At 64.0% G+C, this 25030-nt stretch carries 20 protein-coding genes and 1 pseudogene; 16 read left to right on the top strand and 5 right to left on the bottom strand.

Annotated elements, in window-relative coordinates:
• The 5 genes and pseudogenes from WA965_RS24305 to WA965_RS24285 form a co-directional block, all read left to right on the top strand.
• On the top strand, nt 1-721 hold a 721-nt coding region (locus tag WA965_RS24305), incomplete at its 5' end, for a cytochrome c oxidase subunit I (RefSeq protein WP_526448156.1).
• An 820-nt stretch (nt 722-1541) separates the two neighbouring features.
• Complete coding sequence (gene ccsB, locus WA965_RS24300) at nt 1542-2522, top strand: c-type cytochrome biogenesis protein CcsB (RefSeq protein WP_526294305.1); 981 nt, start codon at nt 1542-1544, stop codon at nt 2520-2522.
• A gap of 461 nt (nt 2523-2983) precedes the next feature.
• A pseudogene (locus WA965_RS24295) lies at nt 2984-3892 on the top strand (L,D-transpeptidase); the annotation flags it as partial.
• A 447-nt stretch (nt 3893-4339) separates the two neighbouring features.
• Nucleotides 4340-6883, top strand: a complete 2544-nt coding sequence (locus tag WA965_RS24290) for a heavy metal translocating P-type ATPase (RefSeq protein ID WP_526448155.1) — start codon at nt 4340-4342, stop codon at nt 6881-6883.
• A complete protein-coding gene (locus WA965_RS24285; RefSeq protein WP_526294307.1) occupies nt 6880-7698 on the top strand; it encodes an adenylate/guanylate cyclase domain-containing protein in 819 nt (272 codons plus the stop codon). The genes WA965_RS24290 and WA965_RS24285 overlap by 4 nt, the downstream gene beginning before the upstream one ends.
• Before the next feature lie 20 nt (nt 7699-7718).
• Here the strand turns inward: WA965_RS24285 and WA965_RS24280 are convergent, their stop codons facing one another.
• Nucleotides 7719-8288, bottom strand: a complete 570-nt coding sequence (locus tag WA965_RS24280) for a hypothetical protein (protein WP_526294308.1) — start codon at nt 8286-8288, stop codon at nt 7719-7721.
• Nucleotides 8289-9321: 1033 nt separating this feature from the next.
• A complete protein-coding gene (locus tag WA965_RS24275) occupies nt 9322-10278 on the bottom strand; it encodes a L,D-transpeptidase (RefSeq protein ID WP_526294309.1) in 957 nt (318 codons plus the stop codon).
• A gap of 139 nt (nt 10279-10417) precedes the next feature.
• Between WA965_RS24275 and WA965_RS24270 the strand changes: the two genes are divergently transcribed.
• The 4 genes from WA965_RS24270 (at nt 10418) to WA965_RS24255 (ending at nt 15441) form a co-directional block, all read left to right on the top strand.
• Nucleotides 10418-11188: a cytochrome c biogenesis protein CcdA gene (locus WA965_RS24270; RefSeq protein ID WP_178357442.1), complete on the top strand. Its 771-nt coding sequence runs from the start codon at nt 10418-10420 to the stop codon at nt 11186-11188.
• Nucleotides 11189-11302: 114 nt separating this feature from the next.
• The gene (locus WA965_RS24265; protein WP_178357441.1) at nt 11303-13228 is read left to right on the top strand and encodes a bifunctional copper resistance protein CopD/cytochrome c oxidase assembly protein; all 1926 of its coding nucleotides are present in this window, start codon (nt 11303-11305) and stop codon (nt 13226-13228) included.
• Between the two features lie 268 nt (nt 13229-13496).
• Nucleotides 13497-14258 (top strand): serine hydrolase, encoded by a 762-nt coding sequence (locus WA965_RS24260; protein ID WP_178357497.1) that lies wholly within the window; start codon nt 13497-13499, stop codon nt 14256-14258.
• Nucleotides 14259-14751: 493 nt separating this feature from the next.
• Complete coding sequence (locus WA965_RS24255; RefSeq protein WP_526294310.1) at nt 14752-15441, top strand: DUF305 domain-containing protein; 690 nt, start codon at nt 14752-14754, stop codon at nt 15439-15441.
• 19 nt (nt 15442-15460) lie between these two features.
• On the opposite strand, the gene WA965_RS24250 is transcribed toward WA965_RS24255, so the two are convergent.
• Both WA965_RS24250 and WA965_RS24245 read right to left on the bottom strand, forming a co-directional pair.
• Nucleotides 15461-16645, bottom strand: a complete 1185-nt coding sequence (locus tag WA965_RS24250; protein ID WP_526294311.1) for a sensor histidine kinase — start codon at nt 16643-16645, stop codon at nt 15461-15463.
• On the bottom strand, nt 16642-17400 hold the full coding sequence (locus WA965_RS24245; protein ID WP_526294331.1) for a response regulator: 759 nt from the start codon (nt 17398-17400) through the stop codon (nt 16642-16644). The genes WA965_RS24250 and WA965_RS24245 overlap by 4 nt, the downstream gene beginning before the upstream one ends.
• 131 nt (nt 17401-17531) lie before the next feature.
• Between WA965_RS24245 and WA965_RS24240 the strand changes: the two genes are divergently transcribed.
• Entirely contained in the window at nt 17532-17693 is a 162-nt protein-coding gene (locus WA965_RS24240; RefSeq protein WP_526294312.1) for a hypothetical protein, read from the top strand.
• 143 nt (nt 17694-17836) lie between these two features.
• Here WA965_RS24240 and ripB read toward each other — a convergent pair whose 3' ends face one another.
• Nucleotides 17837-18604 carry an NlpC/P60 family peptidoglycan endopeptidase RipB gene (gene ripB, locus WA965_RS24235; protein WP_526294313.1) on the bottom strand — a complete coding sequence of 256 codons (768 nt, stop codon included), beginning with the start codon at nt 18602-18604 and terminating at the stop codon, nt 17837-17839.
• A 445-nt stretch (nt 18605-19049) separates the two neighbouring features.
• Between ripB and WA965_RS24230 the strand changes: the two genes are divergently transcribed.
• The 6 genes from WA965_RS24230 (at nt 19050) to WA965_RS24205 (ending at nt 24971) form a co-directional block, all read left to right on the top strand.
• Nucleotides 19050-19775 (top strand): YHS domain-containing protein, encoded by a 726-nt coding sequence (locus tag WA965_RS24230; protein ID WP_526294314.1) that lies wholly within the window; start codon nt 19050-19052, stop codon nt 19773-19775.
• A gap of 44 nt (nt 19776-19819) precedes the next feature.
• Nucleotides 19820-20443, top strand: coding sequence for a methyltransferase family protein (locus WA965_RS24225; RefSeq protein ID WP_526294315.1), 624 nt, complete (start codon nt 19820-19822; stop codon nt 20441-20443).
• Nucleotides 20444-20605: 162 nt separating this feature from the next.
• A complete protein-coding gene (locus WA965_RS24220) occupies nt 20606-21385 on the top strand; it encodes a helix-turn-helix domain-containing protein (RefSeq protein WP_526294316.1) in 780 nt (259 codons plus the stop codon).
• Between the two features lie 47 nt (nt 21386-21432).
• Nucleotides 21433-22401 (top strand): sterol desaturase family protein, encoded by a 969-nt coding sequence (locus WA965_RS24215; RefSeq protein WP_526294317.1) that lies wholly within the window; start codon nt 21433-21435, stop codon nt 22399-22401.
• 127 nt (nt 22402-22528) lie between these two features.
• Nucleotides 22529-22912 (top strand): ArsR/SmtB family transcription factor, encoded by a 384-nt coding sequence (locus tag WA965_RS24210; protein WP_178357433.1) that lies wholly within the window; start codon nt 22529-22531, stop codon nt 22910-22912.
• Nucleotides 22905-24971, top strand: a complete 2067-nt coding sequence (locus tag WA965_RS24205; protein ID WP_526294318.1) for a heavy metal translocating P-type ATPase — start codon at nt 22905-22907, stop codon at nt 24969-24971. Before WA965_RS24210 ends, WA965_RS24205 begins: the two co-directional genes overlap by 8 nt.
• Nucleotides 24972-25030 lie beyond the last annotated feature (59 nt).

Below are 25030 nucleotides of genomic sequence, written 5' to 3'. Positions count from 1 at the left end.
CAACTGGATAGGCACGATGTGGAAAGGCCAGTTGACGTTCGAGACACCGATGTTGTTCTCGGTCGGCTTCATCGTGACCTTCCTTCTCGGCGGTCTGTCGGGCGTGCTGCTGGCCAGCCCGCCGCTGAACTTCCAGGTCACCGACAGCTACTTCGTCATCGCGCACTTCCACTACGTGCTGTTCGGCACCATCGTGTTCGCCACCTACGCCGGCATCTACTTCTGGTTCCCGAAGATGACCGGCAGGCTGCTCGACGAACGGCTGGGCAAGCTGCACTTCTGGCTGACGTTCATCGGCTTTCACACCACGTTCCTGGTGCAGCACTGGCTCGGCAATGAGGGCATGCCGCGCCGCTACGCCGACTACCTCCCCAGCGACGGCTTCACCACGCTGAACATCGTCTCGACGATCGGCGCGTTCATCCTCGGTGCGTCGACGCTGCCGTTCCTGTGGAACATCTTCAAGAGCTGGCGCTACGGCGAGGTCGTCACGGTCGACGATCCGTGGGGCTACGGAAACTCCCTGGAGTGGGCCACCAGCTGCCCGCCGCCGCGGCACAACTTCACCGAGCTGCCCAGGATCCGCTCCGAGCGTCCCGCCTTCGAGCTGCACTATCCGCACATGGTCGAACGGATGCGCCGCGAGGCCCACGTCGGCCGGGCGCACGGACCTGATGACGGAGATGTCACGCGCCGCGACGACGCTCAAGTGCGCACCTAAACGGCCCGCCATGATGTCGAAAAACGAGAAAGGACGCTATTCCATTCTGATGCAACGCCATTCGCAGGACGTTCGAGTTCTATCGCAGATGCGCCCGCGGTCGAAGCCAAGGTGGGTCGGCGAATCGCCTGGGCCGTCGAAGTGATTAGGGAGACTTCGAGATGACTGAGGTGATGTGGGAGGCCGCCGAACCCTGCCTATCAGAAGAGCAGCGTTTGGCGGCGCTCACGGCGCTGCATGTTGGTGAGCCGAGCCAGGCCCTTCTGGTGGTGGTCACCGCCCTGTCCCGCAGCGGGCACCCCCTGCCGTCCGACTTGCACGTGAGTTCCAGGAGTGGTTGCGCCATCGTCCAGGTTCAGGATCGCCCGTCGATTGGGCGCTCCTCGAACTTCGCGTCGCGGCGGCCGACGTTAGGGCAACTGCCGACGTGGGCATGATCGACGGTCGTTACGGCGAAGCAACCTTCTGTTACTTCGTTCTCGACGAGGCCGGCGTGGCGGATGCCTCCCCCGAGCAACAAGCTGCCGCGCTCAGGAAATGGCTATCAGCTAATCGACCGAGCCCATTGCTTCGAACAGATATGCGGCTCAATGGCTTTGGATACTCTCTTGACACTGCCGGACCTTCGTCACCGATGGCCTAGGCATATCGTCACGTCTGCGGGTCGCGGCGGCAAACCACACACCGACCGAATGGGTAATTCGACAATGCACTCGCCGAAACGGTCGCAGCAAGGCGAGACGCGCGGAGGCAGACCAGCGAGGTTGCGGTTCGGCTACGCTGCGTCGCGAATTCTCCATGGCAGGTTAGGAATTCAGACGTGAACGTGGTTAGCACACGGGAATCGCTTGCGCTCTATTCGGACTGGGCGTACACATCAGCGGTGGCCGGGCTGACTCTCGCATTGTTGCTACTTTCGGCGACTTTTGCGATCGCTCGGACTCGGACACTCGAAAAGTCGACGGCGCCTGGAGTGGTTGCACGTGACAGCGCGAGCCCGGGTGTCGTCGCCGAGATGCCACGGCGATCGCGAGCAGAACGTCTGGAGCGCGCTGGAATAGCCGTCGTCTTCGTTAGTGCCGTCTTACTACTGATGTGTATCGTGCTGCGCGGCCTGGCCACCTCACGTGCCCCATGGGGCAACATGTACGAGTTCATCAACCTGACCAGCTTCTGCGGCCTCATTGCCGCGGCAGTCGTGTTGCACCGCCCGCAGTTCCGCGCGCTGTGGGTGTTCGTCCTAGTCCCCGTGCTGATTCTGCTCGCGGTATCGGGCAAGTGGCTGTATACCGATGCCGCGCCCGTGATGCCTGCGCTGCAGTCGTATTGGTTGCCCATTCATGTGTCGGTGGTGAGCCTCGGCTCCGGGGTGTTCCTCGTCGCCGGAGTCGCGAGCGCTCTGTTCCTGGTAAAGACCTCGACCCACGGAGAGCAGCGGGCCGACGGCAGAAGTGGGTACGTCGCGGGCGTCATGTCGAGGTTGCCCGATGCGCAGATTCTGGACAGGATCGCCTACCGGACGACAATCTTCGCGTTCCCCACCTTCGGATTCGGCGTAATCTTCGGTGCGATCTGGGCCGAGGAGACATGGGGACGCTTCTGGGGTTGGGACCCCAAGGAGACGGTGTCGTTTATCGCATGGGTTGCCTACGCGGCCTACTTGCATGCCAGATCCACCGCAGGGTGGCGTGACAGGAAGGCTGCATGGATCAACGTGGTCGGCTTCGTGGCGATGGTCTTCAACCTGTTCTTCATCAATCTGGTGATTGCGGGGCTGCATTCCTACGCCGGGGTGGGCTGACCTCGAGGCCAGAGCGTGCGCGCGTACCCGACGCACCAGTTCCGTCTCGCCACGTCATGACTCTGGCAAAACTCAAGACTCGCGCGGTGTAGTCCCGTCGACGCACAGGTCGCAATTATGGGTTGACGAGTCATATCGCTACGGCGAGAGGGTGACCCGGCTCGGCGATGCTCCCGCGACCGCGGAGCTCGTCGCAACCTCGATGTCTCGGGCTCAAGACTAAGACCAAGTGCTCACCCGGGGAGCAAGGGGCGCTCGGACCTGTGGACCGTGGCCGCAGCGTGACGAACCCTTAACCGAATCGAAGGCGCGCAAGTGCTTTCGCGACATAACCTCGCAGCCTTACCATTAGCTACGATGAACGATGCGATACCGCAGAGTGTGATAGGAGCTCTTCGTAGCGGTTCAGCCGTTGTGGGACATTGCTGCCCGGTGTTCGGGCAGGAAGAATCAACAACGACATGGCGTCGAACAAGCGCCGGCGGCACACGCCGGATCAGACTATCCGCGAGCTCGCCGAGGGCAACACGCTCCTCGCGTCAGGGCAAGAACTCGACGAGGTGCGCCGAAAACCCATGCGCGTGACTATTTGTAGCGTTCTTGCCGCGGCCATGTTGGCTGCGAGCATGGTTGCCGGCCCCGTGGACATCAGCAGGGCCGTGAGTTCGTCCAATGGGCCCGACGTCGCGTCCCTGCTACCTGCGGAGGGCGCGGTCGTGGGCGTGGCCCATCCTGTGGTGATCAGGTTCAACCGCCCTGTCGCCGATCGGCGCACGGCCGAACGCGCCGTTGACATCAAGTCGGTGCCGGCGATGACTGGCAAGCTCGAGTGGATTGAAAACGATCTCGCGCAGTGGGTACCTGACCAGTTCTGGCCTGCACACAGCACGATTTCCCTTTCGGTGGGCAACTTGCCAACCAGAAACTTCCAGACTGGTGCCGCCGTCGTCGGCGTCGCCAACGTCTCGGACCGCACCTTCACCGTGACCATCGACGGCGTACCGCCCTCCGAGCTACCAGCGCCGCACCACCGACCCAATTGGGGAGAACCGGGCGTGTTCCCAGCTTCAATGGGACGCCCTGATTACCCGACCCCGGTTGGTGTCTATTCAGTATTGGCGAAAGAACGTGACATCGTTATGGATTCGAGTAGTGTCGGCATCCCCATCGATGACCCCGACGGCTACCTGCTGGACGTGGAATACGCAGTCCGTTTCACGTGGCGTGGCTTATTCGTGCATTCAGCTCCATGGGCTGTTGATCAAATGGGCTACGAGAATACAAGCCATGGTTGTATCGGGCTCAGCACCCAGGATGCCGAATGGTACTTGAATACAGTCAACCTGGGTGACCCAATCATTGTGCGGGAGAATGGTACCGAGGTTCCGCAGACCGTTTCTGGCTAGCTCCGAAGCTTCATGTCTTCTTGGGGTCCACCAACTCGACCAAGCATCCTAATCCAAACTCGCGTTGCCGCCCACACGCTTACCAATATTCGGGGGTTAGCTTTTGACCGTAGTCCGGAGCCGCGCAGGGTGCGACGCTTAGCTTAGAGAACACGGAAACTGGGGAGGGAACCCTGCACGAATTCCTTGCTGGCCTGTTCGCCGGGTTCGCCTTCACCCACTTCGGTGTCGCGTTCTCCGACATGAGTTCTCGGCAATTCTCCGGCAGGACTTGGGGCGTGCCCGCCGGTTGGAATCTGTCTGGTCGACGCATCCGTCTCGTCGACCCGAGCGCGATTGAGCCCATCGATGCGGTGGGACTTTGCAGCCGGGGTTGACGCGTCATATGCATACATGCGTAATATTGCATGTATGGCAGATCATAACGGCGGGAGGGCGAGTGGACATGGTGCCGACGGAACGCCCACGAGTAGGACCCTGGCGCTAGACCTGACAGACCTGCTTCCCGGTAGCGACGAGCGCTGCGCTGACCGCCTCACGCGCGGCCTGGTGGAGGACGGAATCATCGAGCAGGCCCACGTCATCGATGGCGACACGACCAAACCCCGCCTGTGCGTGCATTACGACGCCGCGGCTATGTCCCGAATAGAAGTGCAGCGTCGGGCTTTGCAGGCGGCTGACACCATCGCTTCGAAGTACGGGCACCTGCGGTGGTTGACCACAGACGCCCGAGAAGATGAGGCCATACGTGCAGCACTCGTCGACACGCTGTCGGCTATGCCTGGCGTGGTCGCAGCAGCATTGACACCCGATTCGATCGAGCTGGAGTTCGAGCGGATGACGGTAACCGCCCAGGAACTCGTGGATGTCATAGCCGCGCAGGTGGCGCCGCCAAGCAGAGCAGTCGACGACGAAGCCGCCGTCGCGCACGACGGAGACGATGCCGACCATCAACACGGTCACGGCGGGATCTTCGGCGAACGAACCGAATTGGTCTTCGCTGGACTGGCGGGCGCGCTGCTGCTCACGGGCTGGCTACTCGCTGCCTTCGCCGATACGCCGCGCGCGGCTGAGATGGTGGTCTACGGCCTGGCGTTCTTCTTCGGCGCGTTCTTCACCGTGCAGGAAGCCTTCGCCAGTGTGCGGCAGAGCCGGTTCGAGATCGACTTCCTCATGCTGGTCTCCGCTGCGGGTGCGGCGACGCTCGGCGAAGTCGCCGAAGGCGCACTCCTGCTGTTCCTGTTCAGCGTCGGGCACGCGCTCGAAGGCTATGCGATGGGGCGCGCTCGACGGGCGATCGAAGCGCTCGCCGAACTCGCCCCAAAGACGGCACTGGTGCGACGCGGCGGCACCGGCGACACCGTCGAGGTGTCTGTCGCGGACCTGCGCATCGGAGACATCGTCGTCGTGCGCCCGAACATGCGCCTGGCCGCAGACGGCTTCGTGGTGGCAGGAAGCAGCACCATCGATCAAGCCCCGGTGACCGGGGAGAGCGTACCCGTTGACAAGATTCCGGTTCCGGATGTAGCGGCCGCCGCAGCCGCTCCTGAGCTCATCGACGCCGCATCACGCGTGTTCGCCGGCACCATCAACGGCGCCGGCGCCATCGAGGTTCAGGTGACCCGGCTCGCCGGGGACTCCACCCTGGCCCGGGTAGTGCGTCTGGTGGCCGAGGCGCAAACCAAAACCACCTCCGCACAGCGCTTCACCGACCGGTTCCAGCGCATTTTCGTCCCGGTGATCCTGATCGGTGTGATCATGCTGCTCTTCGCGGGGTTCGTGGTTGACGAACCGTTCAGCGAGACGGTGTATCGGGCTCTCGCCGTTCTGGTGGCGGCAAGCCCGTGTGCGCTGGCGATCGCCACGCCGAGCGCGGTGTTGTCGGCGGTGGCGCGGGCAGCGCGTGCCGGCATCCTCGTGAAAGGCGGCGGAGCGTTGGAGGAACTCGGCCGGGTTCGGGTGCTGGCCTTCGACAAGACCGGCACGCTCACCGAAGGGCGGCCCAGGATCGCCGATGTTTTTGCCACCGCAGACAGCGATGACGCCGAACTGCTGAGAATCGCCGTGGCCGTCGAGGAGCAGAGCGACCATCCGCTCGCCCGCGCCATCGTCCGTGACGGCCGCCAGCGGTTGGCCGGAGTGGCGACGCCCCGAGCGTCCGACGTCCGTGCGGTGATCGGCCGCGGCATCGTCGCATCCGTCGAAGGTGTCGAGGTCTGCATCGGCAAGACCGAATTGTTCACCGATCTTGCCCAGCCCCCGCCGGCTGAGGTGGCGGCGGAGGTGGATCGTCTCGAACAGGCCGGCCGCACGACGATGCTCGTCCGCGCAGGAGACCGCTGGTTGGGCGCGATCGGATTGATGGATCTTCCCCGACCGGAGGCGTCGGCGGTGATCGCACGTCTCGCCGAACTCGGCTTGACGAACACCGTGATGCTGTCGGGGGATAATCAGCGGGTGGCCGACGCCGTCGCCGCCGAAGTCGGTGTCGCCTACGCGCGCGGCGATCTGATGCCCGAAGACAAGGTGGCCCAGATAGCCGCACTCCGGGAACGCCACGGCCGCGTCGGGATGGTCGGCGACGGGGTAAACGACGCGCCCGCCATGGCCGGCGCGAGCGTCGGTATCGCGATGGGAGCGGCAGGCTCCGACGTGGCGTTGGAGACCGCCGACGTTGCACTGATGGCCGACGACCTGCGCGCGTTGCCGTTCGCGGTGAGCCTGAGCCGGCGCTCGTCGCGCGTGATCAAGCAAAATCTGTGGGCGAGTCTCGGAATCGTCGCGGTACTCATCCCGGCCACGATCTTCGGCCTGGGCATCGGTCCCGCCGTGCTCATTCACGAAGGCTCCACGCTCATCGTCGTTGCCAATGCGTTGCGCCTCCTCGGAATGCCGATGCAGTCGGTAGCCCCATCAGCGCCGCGCGTCAAGCGTGCAGTGGAGACGCAACGATGATCGAAACATCCAATTCTGCAGGAGGATTCGAGCATTCCGACGTAGACACAGTGGTCGTCATCGTGGACATCGCTGGGTTCACGGCTTTCACCGAAGCCCACGGTGATCATCGTGCTGCCGAACTGGCACATCGGTTCGCCACCATAGCCGCCAGCGCCCTCGGCCCCGGCGACGACATGATCAAGACCCTCGGCGACGCCGTGATGATCACCAGTTCCGACCCGACCGCGGCTCTGGGCTTCCTTCGGCGACTTCACCACGAGACCCGTCGCATCGACGGATTTCCGTTGCTGCGCGCGGGCATCTGTGCTGGGGCAGTGGTGAAGCACCGCGGAGACGTCTTCGGGGCGACGGTCAATACCGCAGCCAGACTGGCCGCCGTCGCCCGGCCAGGTCAGATCGTCGGTGACGCCTCGTGCGCGTCTGCGCTTCGGGGAACGGACCTTGTCGCGATGACGTCGTTGGGCCCGCTTCGACTACGAAACGTCGGTGCCCTGATGGAAGCGTTCGCCCTCGACGTCGGAACCCGTCACCAGGAGCACGTCGATCCGATATGTCGGATGCACGTCACGACGGATGTCCACCCGCTGACGATCACGCACGAGGAAGGGACCTACCGCCTCTACTTCTGTTCGACGGCCTGTCTACGCCAATTCGCTGACCGCGTTGGCGATTTGAGCACGTGGTCTGGTGACGGGGATTTGCAGTCCGCTCAGTCGTTTTTCGGTGACGTCGCGTCCCACTTCGGCACGCTAGAGGCCTCTCCGGGCGGGCGGGAGGCCGCACCGATGTCTACTCGTTCAACTTCCTCGTAAAAGGGGTGTGCTTGTTTGGTTCAGCGGGTTGGTCCCATCATTCCGTGACCCATGCCGGGTCCCATCATCCCGCCGCCCATCCTTCCACTCATCATCGCCGGCATTCCTTCGACGACGAATCCGGTGACTTCGCGAGCGTGTTCGCGAATGGCGCTGGCCAGTTCGGGATCGCTGGAGGTTTCGACGACGACCACGCCGCCGGTTGTAAGCGTGATCTGACGTTGATACTCAGCAGCGCGCCGGAACAAGGTGGGCAGGCTTGAGCTCATGCAGGTGACTTCGCTGCCTTGATCGAGGTGGGTATACATCGATGAGACGTGGGCCTGCAGTTCGGCGACGAGGTCGGCGGCGTCAGTTTCGGTGGTTGTGCGCACACCTCCGGGAATCTCTTCGACTCTGCGTCGAAGCTCGGTATGCCGCATGAACATGTTCATGTAGGCGCGCATGTCCATTCCCGTCGAGCCACCCATCCCGGGTTGGGCACGGCTCACCGGTATGTCGATGATGTTGCGCAAGACACACCCCAGGCCGAAGAGGGCCGCACCGGTGACGAGCATTCTCAGCGCCGCTCGTCTACCCATTCCGTCCATACCTGAAGTTCCTCCTCGTGCTGACCATGTGTCGTGGGAATCGCGTTGTCGGCGGACGCTTGGTGCGGAGCTTCTTCGGGCATCGGCCGCTTCTTGCCGACGATGGCCCGCCCGACAAAAGTCTGGAATCGATTCTCCTGCAGCGTAATCAGCTATTGCACGCTACGGCCGAGGTGTGGTCGGTGTGATTGTCGGCGGCTGCGACTGGCCAGGACCCCAGGGACCTGAAGGCCCCACGTTTCCGTGTGGCCACGGGCCCTGCGGCCCTATCATGCCGGGCCCCATCATGCCGGGCGTTCCTTGACAATGTCCCTGATTGCCGCCGAAACCGTCGGTCGCCCTGCCGATTAAGAACCCGGAAGAGAACACCACCGCAACGATGAATACCGCAGCGGCGGCAATGCCACTCCACGCCAAGGCGTGGTTCACCCCTTGGCGCTGTCCGGCCACAGCGATTCGTTCGCTCGTTGGTTCAGGTGTATCGGTCATGCTTCCAATCTCCTTCGCTGCATCCAACTCTTGAGGTGCTGAGTCGACCGGCACCGCGCTATCCGCCGACCGTGAGCCCGCGGCACTTGAGTCATCGCGATTCCTGTTGTCCGCCCAGCAGCGTCATTCGCCGCCGAAACTCATCACCCACGATGTACTGGTAGGGCGCCCCGACAGTAGGGCCAATGTGCCTCAACATTCCCGCAAAGAGTGCGAGACCGTGATGTGACCACTCTGTAGAACGGCGTCGCCCGGCGATCACTTTCCCCTGAGGCTGTTGCCTCGGCCCCAATCCGCAATACCCCTGCAGGTATATCGAACAGTTCTCGGGGCCGGGTCCAGACAAGGAGGGGCAAGACATGTGCTGCGGCAAACGGCTACAACTGGGCGAGCGATGCGCGTGACAGCTTCCAAACGTGAAGCAGCACCATCGGCGCCACCCCTGACCCCCGGGCGGTCAGTGCAGCGAGCAGGAACAAGCACTATCCGCGATTCGTCACGGATGATCCGTGTATGCGTTTGGTTGCATTCGCCCGCCCAAGCGTCAGATCTGCCAGTCCTGGGCTCCGTCGTTTTCGTCGTATATGCCGAGGGAATTCTTGACGACGACGGGGTCCCCGCTGCCGAAGTTGTCGTAGAACCACTGCGCGTTCGCGGGGCTCAAATTGGGGCACCCGTGGCTGACGTTTCGCTTACCCTGATCGGCGACTGACCAAGGCGCGCCGTGAACGAAAATGCCGGCATTGTTGATGCGCACGGCGTCTTTCACCTCGAGCTTGTAACCTTCAGCGGAGTCAACCGGCACACCATAGGTGGACGAGTCCATCACCATGTCGGCGAACTTCTCGAGCACGTAGTAGGTGCCGTTGGGCGTTTCGTATCCCGGCTTACCCAGGGACACCGGCATGGTCTTCTCGAGTACGCCGTTGCGCATGACCTCCATTTGGAGGGTGGCGTTGTCGATGGTCGCCACCAACGAGTCGCCGGTGCGGAAACTCGATTTCGTGCCGCTGGCATCAATGCTGACCGTGGTGTTGGCGGGCCAGAAGTCGATGGGTCGCCATCTGAGCTGGGTCGTGCTCATCCAATAGAACTTCCCGGGGACCGCGGGGGTGGAGGAGATGTGGACGGCCTGTTCTGCCAGCGTGCGGTTGGCGATAGGCCTTTGAAAGTTGATGATGATGGGTTTGGCGACGCCGACCATCGAGCCGTTCGTCGGGTTGAACGTGGGGGGAGCGAATACCGGTGGGCCGAGGTAGGGCGCCGAGTTCTGGCCGGCTGGCGGATCCTCAGCAGCTGTCGGCGATAAGCCGGGGGGCGTTGCGGTTAGCGGTGGGAGGAAGGGACTCGGCGCTGTCGATCCGGGGTCCGTGAGGGGATCGGCGGGTGTGGGCAAAGGTGTCTGGGGCTCCGCGGTCGCCGACGGGCCGGCCAGCACCGTCACGACTGTTAGTGCGGCCAACATCGTTGCCACGACCAGCTTGGGGGTCGGGTACCGCATGCGGACCTCCTCCCTCAAGCAATTTGTTGCTACGTAGCTCCATAGTAGATGATGGGAAACGGACGCGGCACTATGGCCGCTGACCTTGATCGTTGTCGAGCGATGTCGGACCGGTGGGTACGAAAGGGTGTCGGACTTCGTGGATGGTGTCACCGCGATCGCTACGTCTGGAAATGTTCTCCTCGCGGTATTCGTGTCGGCTTTGGCCGGGTTGGTGTCGTTCGCCTCGCCCTGCGTCGTCCCTCTCGTACCCGGCTATCTCTCTTACCTGGCCGCGGTGGTCGGCGTGGATGATCAAGCGCGTGCCCAGCCGCTGTCCAGGGCACGTCTGCGGGTGGCGGGGGCCGCGGGGTTGTTCGTTGTCGGGTTCACGGCGGTGTTCCTGATGGGAACGGTCGCGATTCTCGGTCTGACCACGACGATCATCTCTAATGGGGTGATGTTGCAGCGCATCGGCGGAGTCGTCACGATCGTGATGGGTCTGGTGTTCATGGGTTTCTTCCCCGCGCTGCAACGCGACGCACGGTTTACGCCCACGACGTTGTCCACACTATGGGGTGCACCGCTCCTCGGGGCGGTGTTCGGGCTGGGCTGGACCCCCTGTTTGGGACCGACGCTCACGGGCGTCATCGCCGTCGCATCTGCCACCGAGGGGCCCAACGTCGCGCGCGGAATCGCGCTCGTCGTCGCCTACTGTGTGGGCCTGGGCGCTCCGTTCGTGCTATTCGCGGTGGCATCCGGACGGGCAATGAGGGCGCTGGGCTGGCTGCGACGAAACACCCGGCGTATTAAGGTCTTCGGCGGCGTGCTCCTCGTCGCGGTCGGCATAGCGCTGCTGACCGGGCTGTGGAACGAGGTGGTGTCGTGGATACGCGATGCGTTCGTCAGCAACACCACACTGCCGATATGACGCAGTCGCTTTCGGGCGCGCCGCACCGCCGCGCTGTCCGGGGACAGGCGTGTTACCTGTGACGCGCCGGAGTCGTGACGGCGCAGACACCGCGCGATCGGAATGGGGGAGGTGATGGCCACCTCTGTCGCTCCCCGACGCTGGATGGTGCGGGCTGTATTGCTCGGTGTCGCAATGATTTCGGGCGTTACAGCTGCCGTGATCGGCGCGTTGGCACTGCCTGAGGTACTTGCGGTGACCGGTCTCAGCGATCCGGGGCCCTTCACTACCTACGGCCTGTCCTTCGTGCGTGCCGCCGGAGAGATTGCTGCGGTGGTGGCGATCGGACACTTCCTGTTCGCGGCGTTCCTCGTGCCGCCGCAGCCCGGTGGAGTGCTCGACGTCGGCGGTTATCGGGCGCTTCGGGTCGGCGGTGCCGCTTGTGCGGTTTGGGCTGTGTGCGCTGCGCTGTTGGTGGCGTTGACGGTCTCCGACGTGTCGGGGGTGCCGCTGACCAAACTCACACCGCTGGACATATGGTCGGCGGCCGACCTCGTCGAAACCAGCGCGGCATGGCGCACCACCTCGATTCTGGCGGCGTTCGTCGCCGTAGCGAGCCTGACGGTGTTGCGCTGGTCGTGGACTCCCGCAATGCTGGCGGGCGGCCTGATGACGTTGATGCCGCTGGCCGTCACGGGGCACTCCTCATCGGGCGGCTCACACGACATCGCGACTAACAGTCTGATCATTCACCTGGTTGCCGGGACATTGTGGGCGGGCGGATTGCTGGCGCTGCTCGTGCACACGCTGCGAGACGGCAGCCACACCGACATCGCCGCCCGGCGGTTCTCGGGTCTGGCGCTGTGGTGCTTCGCGGCGATGGCCGTGAGCGGAATCATCAACGCGGCGGTCCGGATCGACGTGTCGACCATGCTGGACAGCAGCTACGGACTCCTCCTCGTGGGGAAGGTGACGGCGCTGGTCGGCCTCGGTGCGATCGGCTGGCGACAGCGACGGACGTCGATCGTTGCGCTGCAGCATGATCCGACGTCGCGCAGACCCCTGCTGCGGCTCGCACTCACAGAAGCCGCCCTGTTTGGCGTCGCAATTGGAGTGGCGGTCGGGTTAGGTCGCACGCCACCGCCGCCCGCGACGCGCGAACCACTTCCGGCCGAGGCTGCGCTCGGCTTCGCTCTCGCCGAGCCGCCGACGATCGCGTGGGTGTTCCTCGAATGGCGATTCGACCTGATCTTCGGCACGGCTGCGTTAGTCATGGCCGGCATATACCTTGCTGCGGTGTATCGGCTGGCTCACCGCGGAGCCCCGTGGTCAATGCGGCGCACCGTATCGTGGCTGATCGGTTGCCTCGCTTTGCTGTTCGCCACTTCATCGGGGCTTGGCATGTACATGGCGGCAATGTTCAGCATGCACGCTGTCGCTCAATTGATGCTCACGATAGTGGTGCCGGTGTTGCTCGTGCAGGGCGCACCGGTAACCCTCGCGCTGAAGGCATTGCAGGCAGTCGATCCCAGCGGGGTGCCCGGACCTCGCGAATGGCTTGTCAGCGCGCTGAATTCGTCACTCGTGCGTTTCATCGCGCATCCGTGGACGGCGCTGGCACTTCTCGTGGTGGGCGTCTACGGGCTTTGCCTCCAAGTGGTGTTCGATGCCGCCGTGAGCGAACACGCCTCGCACATGCTGATGATCGGGTACTTCTTAGTCAGCGGTTCGCTGTTCTTCGCCGCCGTCAGCGGTGTCGAGCCGGTGCCACGGTTGATGCCCAAGCGGCGCCGGATCGCGATCCTGTTGTTCGGGCTTTCGCAGTTCGTCATTGCCGGGGTCGTGGTGATGAACATGCGCGAGGTTCTCGGCGCCGTCTTCTACCGCTCCTTGAAGCTGAGCTGGCATGCGGACTTGCTCGGCGACCAGCGGCTGGGAGGCCAAATAATCGCTGCCGGCGGGCTTCTGGCAGTGGGGGTGGCGCTTGCGGTGCTGATCCTCCAGCGCCGCCGCTCGACCGCGATTGAGCAGAGAGCGGCCGCGCCAAGCCCGGGCTCGTGACGACAAGGACCGCATTGTCAGAAGGACGGACGCATCACGACGGCGCCCTTCTGTAGCAGATGATTACTGCGCGACACGCCGCGTACGCCGAACGGGACAACGAGCCGGCGTCACACGTCTACCCGCGACAGCGCCCCAGTCGTCATCAGCCTGCACGTACGGAGATGGGTAGTAGGAATCGAGGCTTACACGGCGTGCCGTCGGCCATGATTGCCACTGGGGCTGACAAGCTACGCACGTGAAGACCGTCGTCACCGGCCTCGTCGCTATGACCGTATTGCTCTTCGTGCCTGCGCCTGTGGCGGCCGCTGAGATCGGACAGCGCATCGCGCAGGCAGACGCCTACCTCGCCACTCGTCCGGGCACGGTCGGGTATGTGCTTCGCGACCGGACGACCGGACAGGCTCACCGAAACAACGCGGCTACCACGATGATGTGGACCGCATCCACCATAAAGCTGGCGATGGTGGTCGACCTGCTGACTCGGGCACATGCCGGCAAGATCACCTTGACCCCGGCTGATCGCCAACTCATGGTCGACATGATGCACTCATCGGACAGCGATGCTGCAGATACGCTTTGGGAACGCTACAGCGGACCCGACAACATGGCATTCAACCGCAATTTCGCCGCGTACGGACTCACCAGCCTGCAACCCCAGCAGGGATTCAGCGGCACGTACCCGTACTGGGGTTTTCAGAAGGCCACGAGCGACGACCTCGACCGGCTGATGAACTACACGCTCACCAGTTTGCCTGCGGCCCAGACCGCGGCCATCGTGTCGGAGATGCAGCACCTCGACGCCAACCAGCAATGGGGCGTGTGGGGAGCGGGCCCGGCCATGACTCCCGGAAACAAGAACGGGTGGTCGCAAGAACAGGGCGGCTGGGTCGTCAACAGCGTCGGTTTCGCCGGCCCTCAGCAGCGCTATACATTGGCGATCATGAACTCGCTCAACGGGGAAGGCGGCTACGACGATGGTGTGGAAACGACCACCCGGCTGGCGCAGATTCTGCTTTCGCCCGCTTAGCGGGACCCATCCCTCGCGGCCCCTAACAAAGCGTCCCAGTACGGGAACAAACCGGCCGACGGCTGGACCGTGGGACCGGTAGGCGTCCTCAGTGCGGGAGTACCTCGTAGGGCTCCAACACGCCTACTCGCAATTCGGATCGCCACGATCAGAGGAATGTGTGCAGCCAGCGCCAGGACGTTCGGGATTGCGCACGAACGCGAATGCACCGCTGCGTGTGTGCGTCGTGGACTCCTGCGCATTGACGCCCACCCGCCACGAATCGCCCATGTCGTTCTGTGCATACAACGTCCCGGCGAAGCCGCTGAGCGCCAACACGAAACCTAACCGCCTGAAGACCCAGGCCTTGAAAGCCAACCGGGGAGCGTCTTCATCAAATCTTCATCAGAATACGAGCCGACCCATATTCGGGTTCTTGAGGCTGGACCGAGGCGGCGAGAGCGCTCGCCCTGTGGACGTCTGGTGTCACCACATGTTTGAGAAGGGATGTGCGATGCAGCACAAGCGATTCGGAATTGGGTTTGCAGCTCTAGCGGCGTCGGCCTTGGTAATCGGCGCCTGTTCGAATGCGACAACGGACTCTCAGCCTTCGCCCAGCAGCACCTCGGCAGCCGCATCGGCATCGCCGAGCGCTACCAGCAGCGACGCTACCCACAACGACGCTGATGTGACCTTCGCCCAGGGCATGATTCCTCATCACCAGCAGGCGATCGAGATGAGTGACATGCTTCTCGGCAAGCAGAGCATCGATCCCGAGGTCATCTCACTGGCAAACGAAATCAAGAACGCTCAAGGCCCTGAGATCGAGCAGATGCAGGGCTGGCTTCAGGAGTGGGGAGCGTCGTCCTCGCCTGCACCTGCGCCGACCGACGCCGCAATGCCTGGCCACGATATGCCCGGCCACCAGATGCCTAGCGGCGACATGGGCGATATGCCGGGTATGGGTAGCGGCGACCACGGCATGATGTCGGAAGTCGACATGGCTGCGCTGCAGAACGCGCAGGGTGCGGAGGCGAGCCGACTCTTCTTGACGCAGATGATTGCCCATCACAAGGGCGCAATCATGATGGCGCAAGAAGAGATTGAGATCGGCCAGTTCCCGGCGGCGGTCGAAATGGCGCGCAACATTGTGTCTTCTCAGCAAGCGGAGATCGACACGATGCAGGGGATGCTGAACAAGTAGCGAGTCGAGGGCTGGACGGTCAGGCCCGTGTTGAGGCAGCGGTAACAGGGAAGTAGTCGGCATGTACCTGGGCTATGGGTAAGTCGACGGTGAATGTTGCGCCGGCGCCGAGTCCAGCGCTCGCTACGGAAATGGATCCTCTGTGGGCCTCGACCAGCGCTTTGGCGATGGCGAGCCCTAAACCGGCACCGCCGTGCTCGCGATCGCGGGCGGCGTCGGCCCGGTAAAACCGTTCGAACACCCGGGTGACGTGCTCGGGGGCAATCCCTTCACCGGTGTCGGCGACGGCGATGCTCAACCGGTCGCCGTCGCGGACACAGCTGAGTTCGACCGAGCCGCCGGAAGGCGTGTGCCGCAGCGCGTTTTCCAGCAGGTTGCCCAGGACTTGGGAGAGTCGTTGCTGGTCGGCCCACAGCGGCGGGAGTGTCGTCTGAAGACGTACGCGTAGCGCAACACCTTTGCTGTCGTAGCGTTCCTTCACCGCGACGACGCAGTGGCGCGTCAGGCGGTCGACGTCAATGGTGTTATACGACATGGAGACTGAGCTCTCCTCGGCCTTGGCGAGAGCGGCGACATCATCGGAAAACCGGACCAGCCGGCGGGTCTGGTCGCGCAGCATCGCCGCTGTCTGCGGAGTCAAAGTGCGCACCCCGTCTTCGAGTGCTTCGACATAGGCCTCCAGCACCGAGACCGGTGTGCGGATCTCGTGCGCCAAGTCTCCGAACAGTTGCTGTCTTGTCGAATCAACGGCTTGGAGCCGGGAAGCCATCCCGTTAAAAGCGGTCGACAGCGCGTCGAAATCGTCGCCTAGTCGCGGTGGTGACACACGGATCTCGTAATTCCCCTGAGCGACATGGGTGGCGGCGGACGCAACCTCGGTGATGGACCGTTGAAGCCGTCGACTGACGTAGAAGCTGACGGCAAGCGCGGCCAGCGCCGACACCGCCAGGGCGCCCCCGATGGATATCACCGTCGCGTAGCCGTAGGCCTCCTCGGCGTGGAATTCCTCAGGGGAGTTCATCGGCACCCCCGCGCGGTGAAGATGCTCGCGAAATAGGGGAGGACCGACGACGGCGGCCACCACCGCGGTCGTCGCGGCCCCGGCTACCAGCACAATGGTTTGGGCCGCCAGCAGCCGCAAACCGATACCTGGACGACCCCACCGTCGACGCCGGCCAGCTGTGGCCGCCCGTACCGGAGTCACTGTCCCGACCCCATCCGGTATCCCACCCCTCGCACGGTGGCGATGTAGCGCGGAGAGGCTGCATCGTCGCCTAGTTTGCGCCGCAGATGGCCGATGTGGACGTCGACGAGATGCTCGTTGCCTACCCAGGGTCCGTCTCTGACGGTTTCAAGAAGTTGTCGCCGGCTCAGCACATTGCCCGGCCGCCCCGAAAGCGCTTCGAGAATGTCGAACTCTTTGCGGGTCAACAGAATCTGTTCGTCGTCGATGCGTACCTCACGTGCAGCGACGTCGATGCTCAGCGGGCCGAAGCGACGCGGTGGCGCGATGTCGGCCTCTGCGGTCGCGATGGCCGATTGCAGGACGCGGGGCCGGCGCAGCATGGCGCGAATGCGCGCCACGAGTTCGCGGGGGCTGAAGGGTTTGGTGATGTAGTCGTCGGCGCCGACGGTCAGTCCGAGGACGGTGTCGATTTCGGTGTCGCGGGCGGTGAGCATGACGATGTAGGCGTCGGAGAACGTGCGTATCTGTCTGCAGACTTCCAATCCATCGATGCCGGGCAGGCCGATGTCGAGGATGACGACATCGGGGTCGAGGTCGCGGGCGACGGCGATCGCATCGACGCCGTTGCCGGCCACAGCCGCCTCGAACTGCTCGCGTTCCAAATAGCTGGCCACCACTTCGGCCAAGGGAAGTTCGTCGTCGACAACCAGGGCGCGGTATCCCTTCGCCTGCTCAGTCGGTGTACCCGGGGGGTGGTGCTCCATGATGAACATGGTGCCCGCTGATACGGACGCGGCGGCGCGCGACTGCCGCAACGGCGCGATCTTCAACAGATCTTTACAGGAGTCGTACCGGTTGCGTTCTGCAGGCGCGTGAGGCTGAAAGTGACAGGAGGATCCGACCCATGCGGTGGGTGCTCGGCGTCTGCCCCAACAGTATCGATTGGCAGACGTGGCTGATGCTGTGTGCCATCGTCGTGGTGCTGTGGGCCGCCGCCTTTGCCGGTACGACGGCCTTGTTCTACGCTTCCGGGCCGGGCCGGGCTGAGCTGAGCGGCGTAAGGTAAGGCAGGAGCCAAGTCCGACGCGAACGCGTCAAACTCCAGCAAGTAGTCAACCAAAAGTGAGACAGACGACTAACGGTACAAAGTCGCCGACATGACGGCCGCGCCCGCGATGATCTCGGTACTGACAAGATGGCCGATTTCGGTCAGCTCTCGATAATCCGAACAACGTACGGGGTCATCCCGGCTTGGCGCACTGGTGAGACCTTGACGGGAACGCCAGTCCGTTGCGCCTCGATCATCTGCCCTCCGCCCAAGTAGATCGCCTCGTGTTGACTTCCGCCAGGCCCCCAGAACAGCAGATCGCCCCGCTTCGCTTGGGAGGGTGGCACCTTTCGCCCAGCGTTGTACTGGTCACCGGACCACCGCGGCAGCAACACTCCGACGCCGGCGAAGGCGAACCGCGTAAGGCCTGAACAGTCAAAGCCGACAGTGCCTGCACCCTGGTCGACACCGCGGGTTGGACCGGTGAGGCTTCCGCCACCCCAGGAGTAGGGGACACCGATTTGTGTTCCCGCCCGGCGAATCACGTACTCGATCGCTTGGGGACCATTAATGCGATTTCCACGCACGCTCGTCGACGGATCTGCGGCGGGACTGACGATTCCCAGGCTGCTGAGAAAATCGCGACCCATATTCATCGCCGTCTGGGTCGCCAACGCCGTTGCCTGAAGGGATGCGTTGGCGATCGCAAGCGGATCACCGGGAGCGCCCGCGCTTGGCCGCTTTGGAAGAAGGGGGTCCCAAGGGCCGGCAGCAGGTTGGGTCGACGCGACCGGCGCACACACGAGAGAAATCAGGATAACCATCGCGATAACAGCGGGGACCCGCCAAACGCTTCCCGCAGTACCGGCCGGGTGAGAGCGGTCAGCGCCGGCAGGTAGTGCACCCTTGCTCCGGGGGTGTGCTTCCATGTCTCCTCCTCGGTGCGCCGCGCGGTGAGCTACTTCCACAAACCGATGGCGGCTGGAACGCAAACGCGAGCTCGGCAAGCAAATACGGACCTCCTACGTAGGACGTTAACTCACATTGGCCCCTTCAGTAACAGCAGCCACAGAATTACAACAGTGAAATTTTCCGTGGACCGATCGCTTGGACGCGGCGACCGCTGGACAAAGACCCCCTATATGGCCAGGGAAAAATGCGTGCGGGAAGGATTAGCGGAGACGAACTGCAGATCACCGAACGAACTGCACAGCAACAGGTGTCAGTGACGTTGAGCCGGACGCCATGTCGGCACGGCGTCGTGAACTGCGGTCGATTAGCGGTTGGCGTTCCCGGCCTTCACCGCTCGTCTCCACCGCACCGCACAGAACCAACATATAGACACATGCGCATATCACTATGTATGGTGTCCTCATGTCGGAAGCGGTGACACATCTCAGTACGGTGACGGCCAAGGCAAGTGCTGAACCGACTCTCGACCATGTCGACACCAATGCGGCCATCGTGTTCGTCGACATGTCTGGCTACACCGCACTCACCGAGATTCATGGCGATCACGTCGCTGCCCAGTTCGCCGAGGACTTCGCAGGCATGGCAGGCGAAGCGCTGGGGCCCGGCGACGAGCTGATCAAGACGATGGGTGATGCCGTCATGGTCACCAGTGCGGACGCACCTGCGGCGCTGGCCTTCCTGCGCCGCTTGGGCGTTGCGGCCAGGCGTGCCGAGGGCTTTCCGATGCTTCGTGCGGGGGTCAGCGCGGGAACGGTGGTGAGACGGCGCGGCGATGTGTTCGGGACGATTGTGAACGCCGCAGCGCGGTTGGCAGCACTCGCTGCACCTGGGCGAATCGTATTCGGCCGCGACGTCGCCGCGGCCGCCGCCGATCTCGGCCTTCCCGTCGAAGCGCTCGGGCTGGTGAGCATCAGAAACATGGCTAACCGGATGGAACTGTTCGCGGTGGACATCGGCGAGGAACACCAGCAGCACGTCGACCCGATGTGCCGGCTACATGTGACCGCCGCGTCCGCCGCGATCACCCGAAGCCGTGATGGCCGCACCTACCGCTTCTGCTCGGCGGCTTGCGCCGACCGATTCGACACACGGGCCCGGTTCGCGAGCGAGTCTTCGGTCGCGGAGTAGTCGCTCTTGCTCACAACGGTTATGGATTGAATGGAGAGGCCACGATGGCAACGGCGGCGCTGATGCTCTACGGGATATTTATCGTTTTGGGGTTCGGGTGGCGTAGCTATCGGCAGTGGCGCCGTACAGGGTCCACGGGTATGCGCGGCTTCCATGGACAACCCGGGTCGTTAGAGTGGCTCGCCGGTGCCGGCTTCGTGGTGGCGATTGTGGTGGGTGCGCTCGCGCCAATCCTTCAGCTAGCCGGCTTGCTGTCGCCTGTCACCACGCTCGACGCCCCCGTATTTGGGGCGCTGGGAACGCTGGCGGCGCTGGTAGGTATCGCCGCGACGTTGTGGGCGCAAGAGTCGATGGGTGACTCGTGGCGCATCGGCGTCGACGCCGGCGAAACCACCCAACTCGTCGACCGTGGAATGTTTGGCTGGGTCCGCAACCCCATCTTCACCGCAATGCTGATATTCGGTGCCGGCATAGCGCTGATGGCGCCAAATCTGCTGGCAATCATGGGGTTTGTTCTGTTGTTGACGTCGATCGAGCTGCAGGTCCGCGTCGTGGAGGAGCCGTATCTGCATCGCACGCACAGCGAGCGTTACCGCGATTACGTGAGCCGCGTCGGACGTTTCGTTCCGCGCATCGGTCGGTCACCTGTCAGGGGGCCATCGGCTTGATGGCGCTCAAACCCGTCCGACCCCTATCGCGGCGTAGGTGTCGCCGTGCCCGACGGCGCCCAACGGTGACCCGTTCATGCGGAGCGATACGTCCCCGACGCCTGTTCTCTGGGCTCGCGTTCTGGCAATTACTACGGCACCGCCGCAAGAACACCTCGAACGATGAGCGTCCCGGAGACGAATAACTCCGCAGACGATGTCCAACCGCGCTGGGGCGGTGCGGCGCTGCTCCGGTCGGGAGTGCTGGCCTTCGCCGGGTCTATCGGTGCCACCGATACCCACGCCCACCACGCCGTACAAATCATAATGGCGACAACGCCTTTGACCGTTCCCGATGAGCAGGGAGCGCCACACACGGGCACGAAGGTAGTGGTGCCTGCCGACGCGGCCCATCGAATCTGGGGCGGTGCCGAGGACGGCACAGTGGTGTTCCTGGACCCGGCATCCGTGCCGGGACGAGCTGCGCATAGGCGGGCAATCGACGCCGGATGGGTCATCAGCTCGGCGTTCGCCTCCGCTGCGCGCCGACCGCTTGCCACCGTGGTCGCCGACGTAGTCGCTGACCTATCGCCCGCTACCTCCGATCGCGATGTCCCGGCCCAACACTCCTCGGTCGACCATGCATTGCGGTTGCTGCCAACTCTCGTAGCAGCCGGTCCCGTTAGCGGTACCAAACTCGCGGCGCAGGTGGGCCTTTCGGCGAGCCGCTTCACTCACCTGTTCACCGAGCAGGTTGGAATCCCGCTTCGGCGTTATGTGTTGTGGTCACGGCTGCGGATTGCGATCACTCTGGTCCAGGGCGGGGACGACCTGACTGGCGCCGCGCACGGTGCAGGCTTCGCCGACAGTGCCCACCTCACTCGCACCACCCGCGAGATGTTCGGCCTGCCGCCCTCGGTGCTGAGTCGGCACGTGTCCTGGGACCTCGACCCCAGCAGCTAGCCGAATCATTCAAGCCCTGTCCCGGCGGCTACCGCGACGATCAAGGCATGAGTACAACTTCTCGCACGGCCTCGACATCCACCACCGCAGTGAATTCCCTAGCCCGATACGGCTACGTGCAGTTCATGCTGGTCGGACTCAACGGCGCAGGCATCGCCGTAGCCGCCGCTGGCTTACCGAAATATTGGCTGCTCGCGATTCTGGCAGCCGCAATCGCTACCGCGCTCCTGGTGGAGCGAATCATCCCGTACGACTCAGAGTGGAACCACGATCGCGCCGATGGCAAGCGTGACAGCATTCACGTCGCGGTCAACGAAACCCTCATTTTGGCCAGCGTCGCCGCGATCCCGCTGCTCGCCGCCATCGTCCCCGCACCTCAACTATGGCCACACAGTTGGCCATTCGCCGCACAAGTCCTCGCCGCGATCCTGGTCGCCGACTTCGGCATTACCGTGGTACATCTTGCCAGCCACAAGGTCGGCGTGCTGTGGCGCTTCCACGCGGTGCACCACAGCGTCACCCGCTTCTACGGCCTCAACGGCCTGATGAAACACCCGCTGCACCAAACCGTGGAGATGGCCGCCGGCGTCGCACCCCTGATCCTGATCGGGCTACCCGTCGACGTCGCATCCGCCCTCGCCCTGGCCGTCGCGATTCAACTGCTGCTGCAACACTCCAACGCCGAGTACCGTATCGGCCCTGCCAAGTACGTCCTGGCCCTCAACGAGGGCCACCGATTCCACCACCTCAAATGGGCCGGCATCGGCGACGTCAACTTCGGGCTGTTCACCTTGGTGTGGGATCACATCATGCGGACCTTCTCCTATGACCCCGCAAGACGATTCGACTCCACCCAGCTGGGTATGGCCGCCAAGCCTGATTACCCCACCAGCTATCTGCGCCAGGTGCTCTACCCATTCACTCGACGCGGCGGCTGTGCGTCGGAGGACACCACAACGCCGACCGGTGCCACTCAGACGTCGACCCCCGACCCGGCATCGAAGAATCGCTGCTGATGGCTCGCCCACTGGCGGCAACCGGACGTCGCGCGATGGCCACTGCAGATTCTTCGACTCGGCCCAGTGTTGATCAAGATGGGCAAGACCCTTCACAGGACATATCGACATACTTTAGTATGTCGATATGTCTGAGCCGGTGGACACCTGCGACCTTCTCTGTCTGGACCTGCCTCATGCGGAGTCCATCCGGGCCACGGTGCCCGACAGGGCCACCGTCCAAGTCGCCGCCGCCGCGGCGCGCGGCCTGAGCGACGCGACCCGGTTGTCCATCGCGGCCGCGCTCGCAGCCGGTGACGAGTTGTGCGTTTGCGACATAGCTTGGGTGGTTGGACTGCCTCAGGGCTTGGTGTCGCACCATCTACGCCAACTCAAGAATGCGTCTCTGGTGTCCTCGCGGCGTCAGGGCAAGTTGGTGATGTACCAGCTGACCGCGCGTGGGCGCCAGTTGACCGAGTCGGTGCTCGCCAGCGTGAGCGCGCCTGCGGGGAAGGGCATCGATCGTGTCTGATGCATGCTGCGGGCCACGCAACGACGCCGAACCCGACGCGGGTCCCGAAAAGCTCTGGCAAGTAAAGGAACTGCAATTCGCGGCGCTGGCTGCAGTCTTGCTGGCCGTGAGCTGGATCGTGGGGCGGTTCGATGGCCTGGATGGTGCCGCGAAAGCCGTCGAGTTGGCTGCCGTAGCCGCAGGCGCCATCACGTTCGTGCCCGATGCGATCCGCAATCTGCGGCACGGTCGCCTCGGGGTGGGCACGTTGATGACGATCGCCGCGATCGGTGCGGTGGCCTTGGGCCAGTTCGCCGAAGCGGCCCTGCTGGGCATCTTGTTCTCGATCGCTGAGGGGCTTGAGCACTATGCGGTGAGCCGCACCCGCCGCGGGCTGCGATCCCTGTTGTCCCTGGTGCCGCCGAAAGCCTCGGTGCTGCGGGATGGCGCCGAAACAACCGTGCCCCCCGGCGATCTCGTCGTCGGCGACGTCATGGTGATCCGGCCCGGTGAACGGGCCGCCACCGACGGCACCATCCGATCTGGTCAGACGAGCCTGGACCTGTCGGCGATCACCGGCGAGTCGGTGCCCGTGGAAGCCGGACCGGGCAGCAGCGTGTTCGCTGGTGCGATCAATGGCGGCGGAGCGATCGAGGTCGAGGTCACCGCCTTGGCCACTGACAGCTCCTTGGCGCGGATCGTGCACATCGTCGAGGAAGCTCAGGAGCGCAAGGGTGCCGGCCAACGACTGGCCGATCGGATTGCGCGTCCGCTGGTGCCGGCGATCATGGCGTTCGCTGCGGGCGTCGCGGCGCTGGGCTCGGTTTTCGGTGACCCGATGCTGTGGCTGGAGCGGGCGCTGGTGGTGCTGGTGGCCGCTTCACCGTGCGCGCTGGCGATCGCCGTCCCGCTGACCGTGGTCGCGGCCATTGGGGCCGCCAGCCGCCACGGCGCCTTGATCAAGGGTGGCGCCGCAGTCGAGGAACTCGGCCGCATCAAAGTCGTCGCCCTGGACAAGACGGGCACGCTCACCCGCAATCAGCCCCGTGTCATTGACGTCGTCACCACCGACAGCTTCAGCGACGATGAGGCGCTGAGGTGGGCAGCTGCTCTGGAGGCGCGCAGTGAACACCCACTCGCGCAAGCGATTCTGACTTCCGCGGGTGACCCGCCGACCGCCAGTGACGTGACCGCAGTGCCCGGCCACGGTCTGCACGGTGACCTCGATGGCCACCGACTGCGCCTCGGTAAACCCTCCTGGGTTGCGCCCGGACCACTCGCCGGCGACATCGAGCGGTTGCAGGCAGCCGGTGCGACCGTGGTGGTGCTGGCCCGAGACGAACAGCCGGTCGCCGCTATCGCCGTGCGCGATGAACTTCGCCCCGAAGCCGCCGACACAGTGGGGCTGCTGACACGACTTGGCCTCACGGTGGTGATGCTCACCGGCGACAACACCCGTACCGCCCAGGCGGTGGCCGCCGAAGCCGGCATCACCACCGTGTACTCCGAGCTGCTCCCCGAGGACAAGGCAGCTCTGCTGCCGACCGTCGCAAAGGGCCGCCCGATCGCCATGGTCGGCGATGGCATCAACGACGCCCCCGCGCTGGCCACCGCCGACATCGGCATCGCCATGGGCGCCATGGGCACCGACGTCGCCATCGAAACCGCGGACGTCGCGCTTATGGGTGAAGACCTTCGTCACCTACCCCAGGTACTGGCCCACTCGCGGCGCGCCCGGCGAATCATGGTGCAGAACATCGCATTCTCGCTGGCCATAATCGCCGTCCTGATACCGCTGGCCGCGTTCGGCGTCCTGGGCTTGGCCACCGTCGTCCTGATCCACGAAACCGCCGAAGTACTGGTCATCCTCAACGCCATCCGCGCAGCCCGCATCACTGCCCTCCCCGGCGTAGCAGCGTCGCCGCGATCAACAGCGCATGCCATCGATATCGGCCCGGCACCGATCCTCGACGACCCTTGCTGCGGGCCCCAAAGGTCGACGCAACCCCCAGCCGCCAAAACAAACCTGCCCTTGGTCACGGCAGCTCCCGCGCAGGACGACCACGGATGTGACTGCTGAGCTCCCGCCGGACCTCCACCGGCCGACGACCCGACTGCATCCATACGGGCCAACCACCG

Origin of the sequence: Mycobacterium sp., from assembly GCF_049683935.1 — a bacterium.
Classification (GTDB): Bacteria; Actinomycetota; Actinomycetes; order Mycobacteriales; family Mycobacteriaceae; genus Mycobacterium.
The sequence above is the reverse complement of the archived record's forward strand: the minus strand, read 5'-3'. Positions and strand labels throughout refer to the sequence as shown.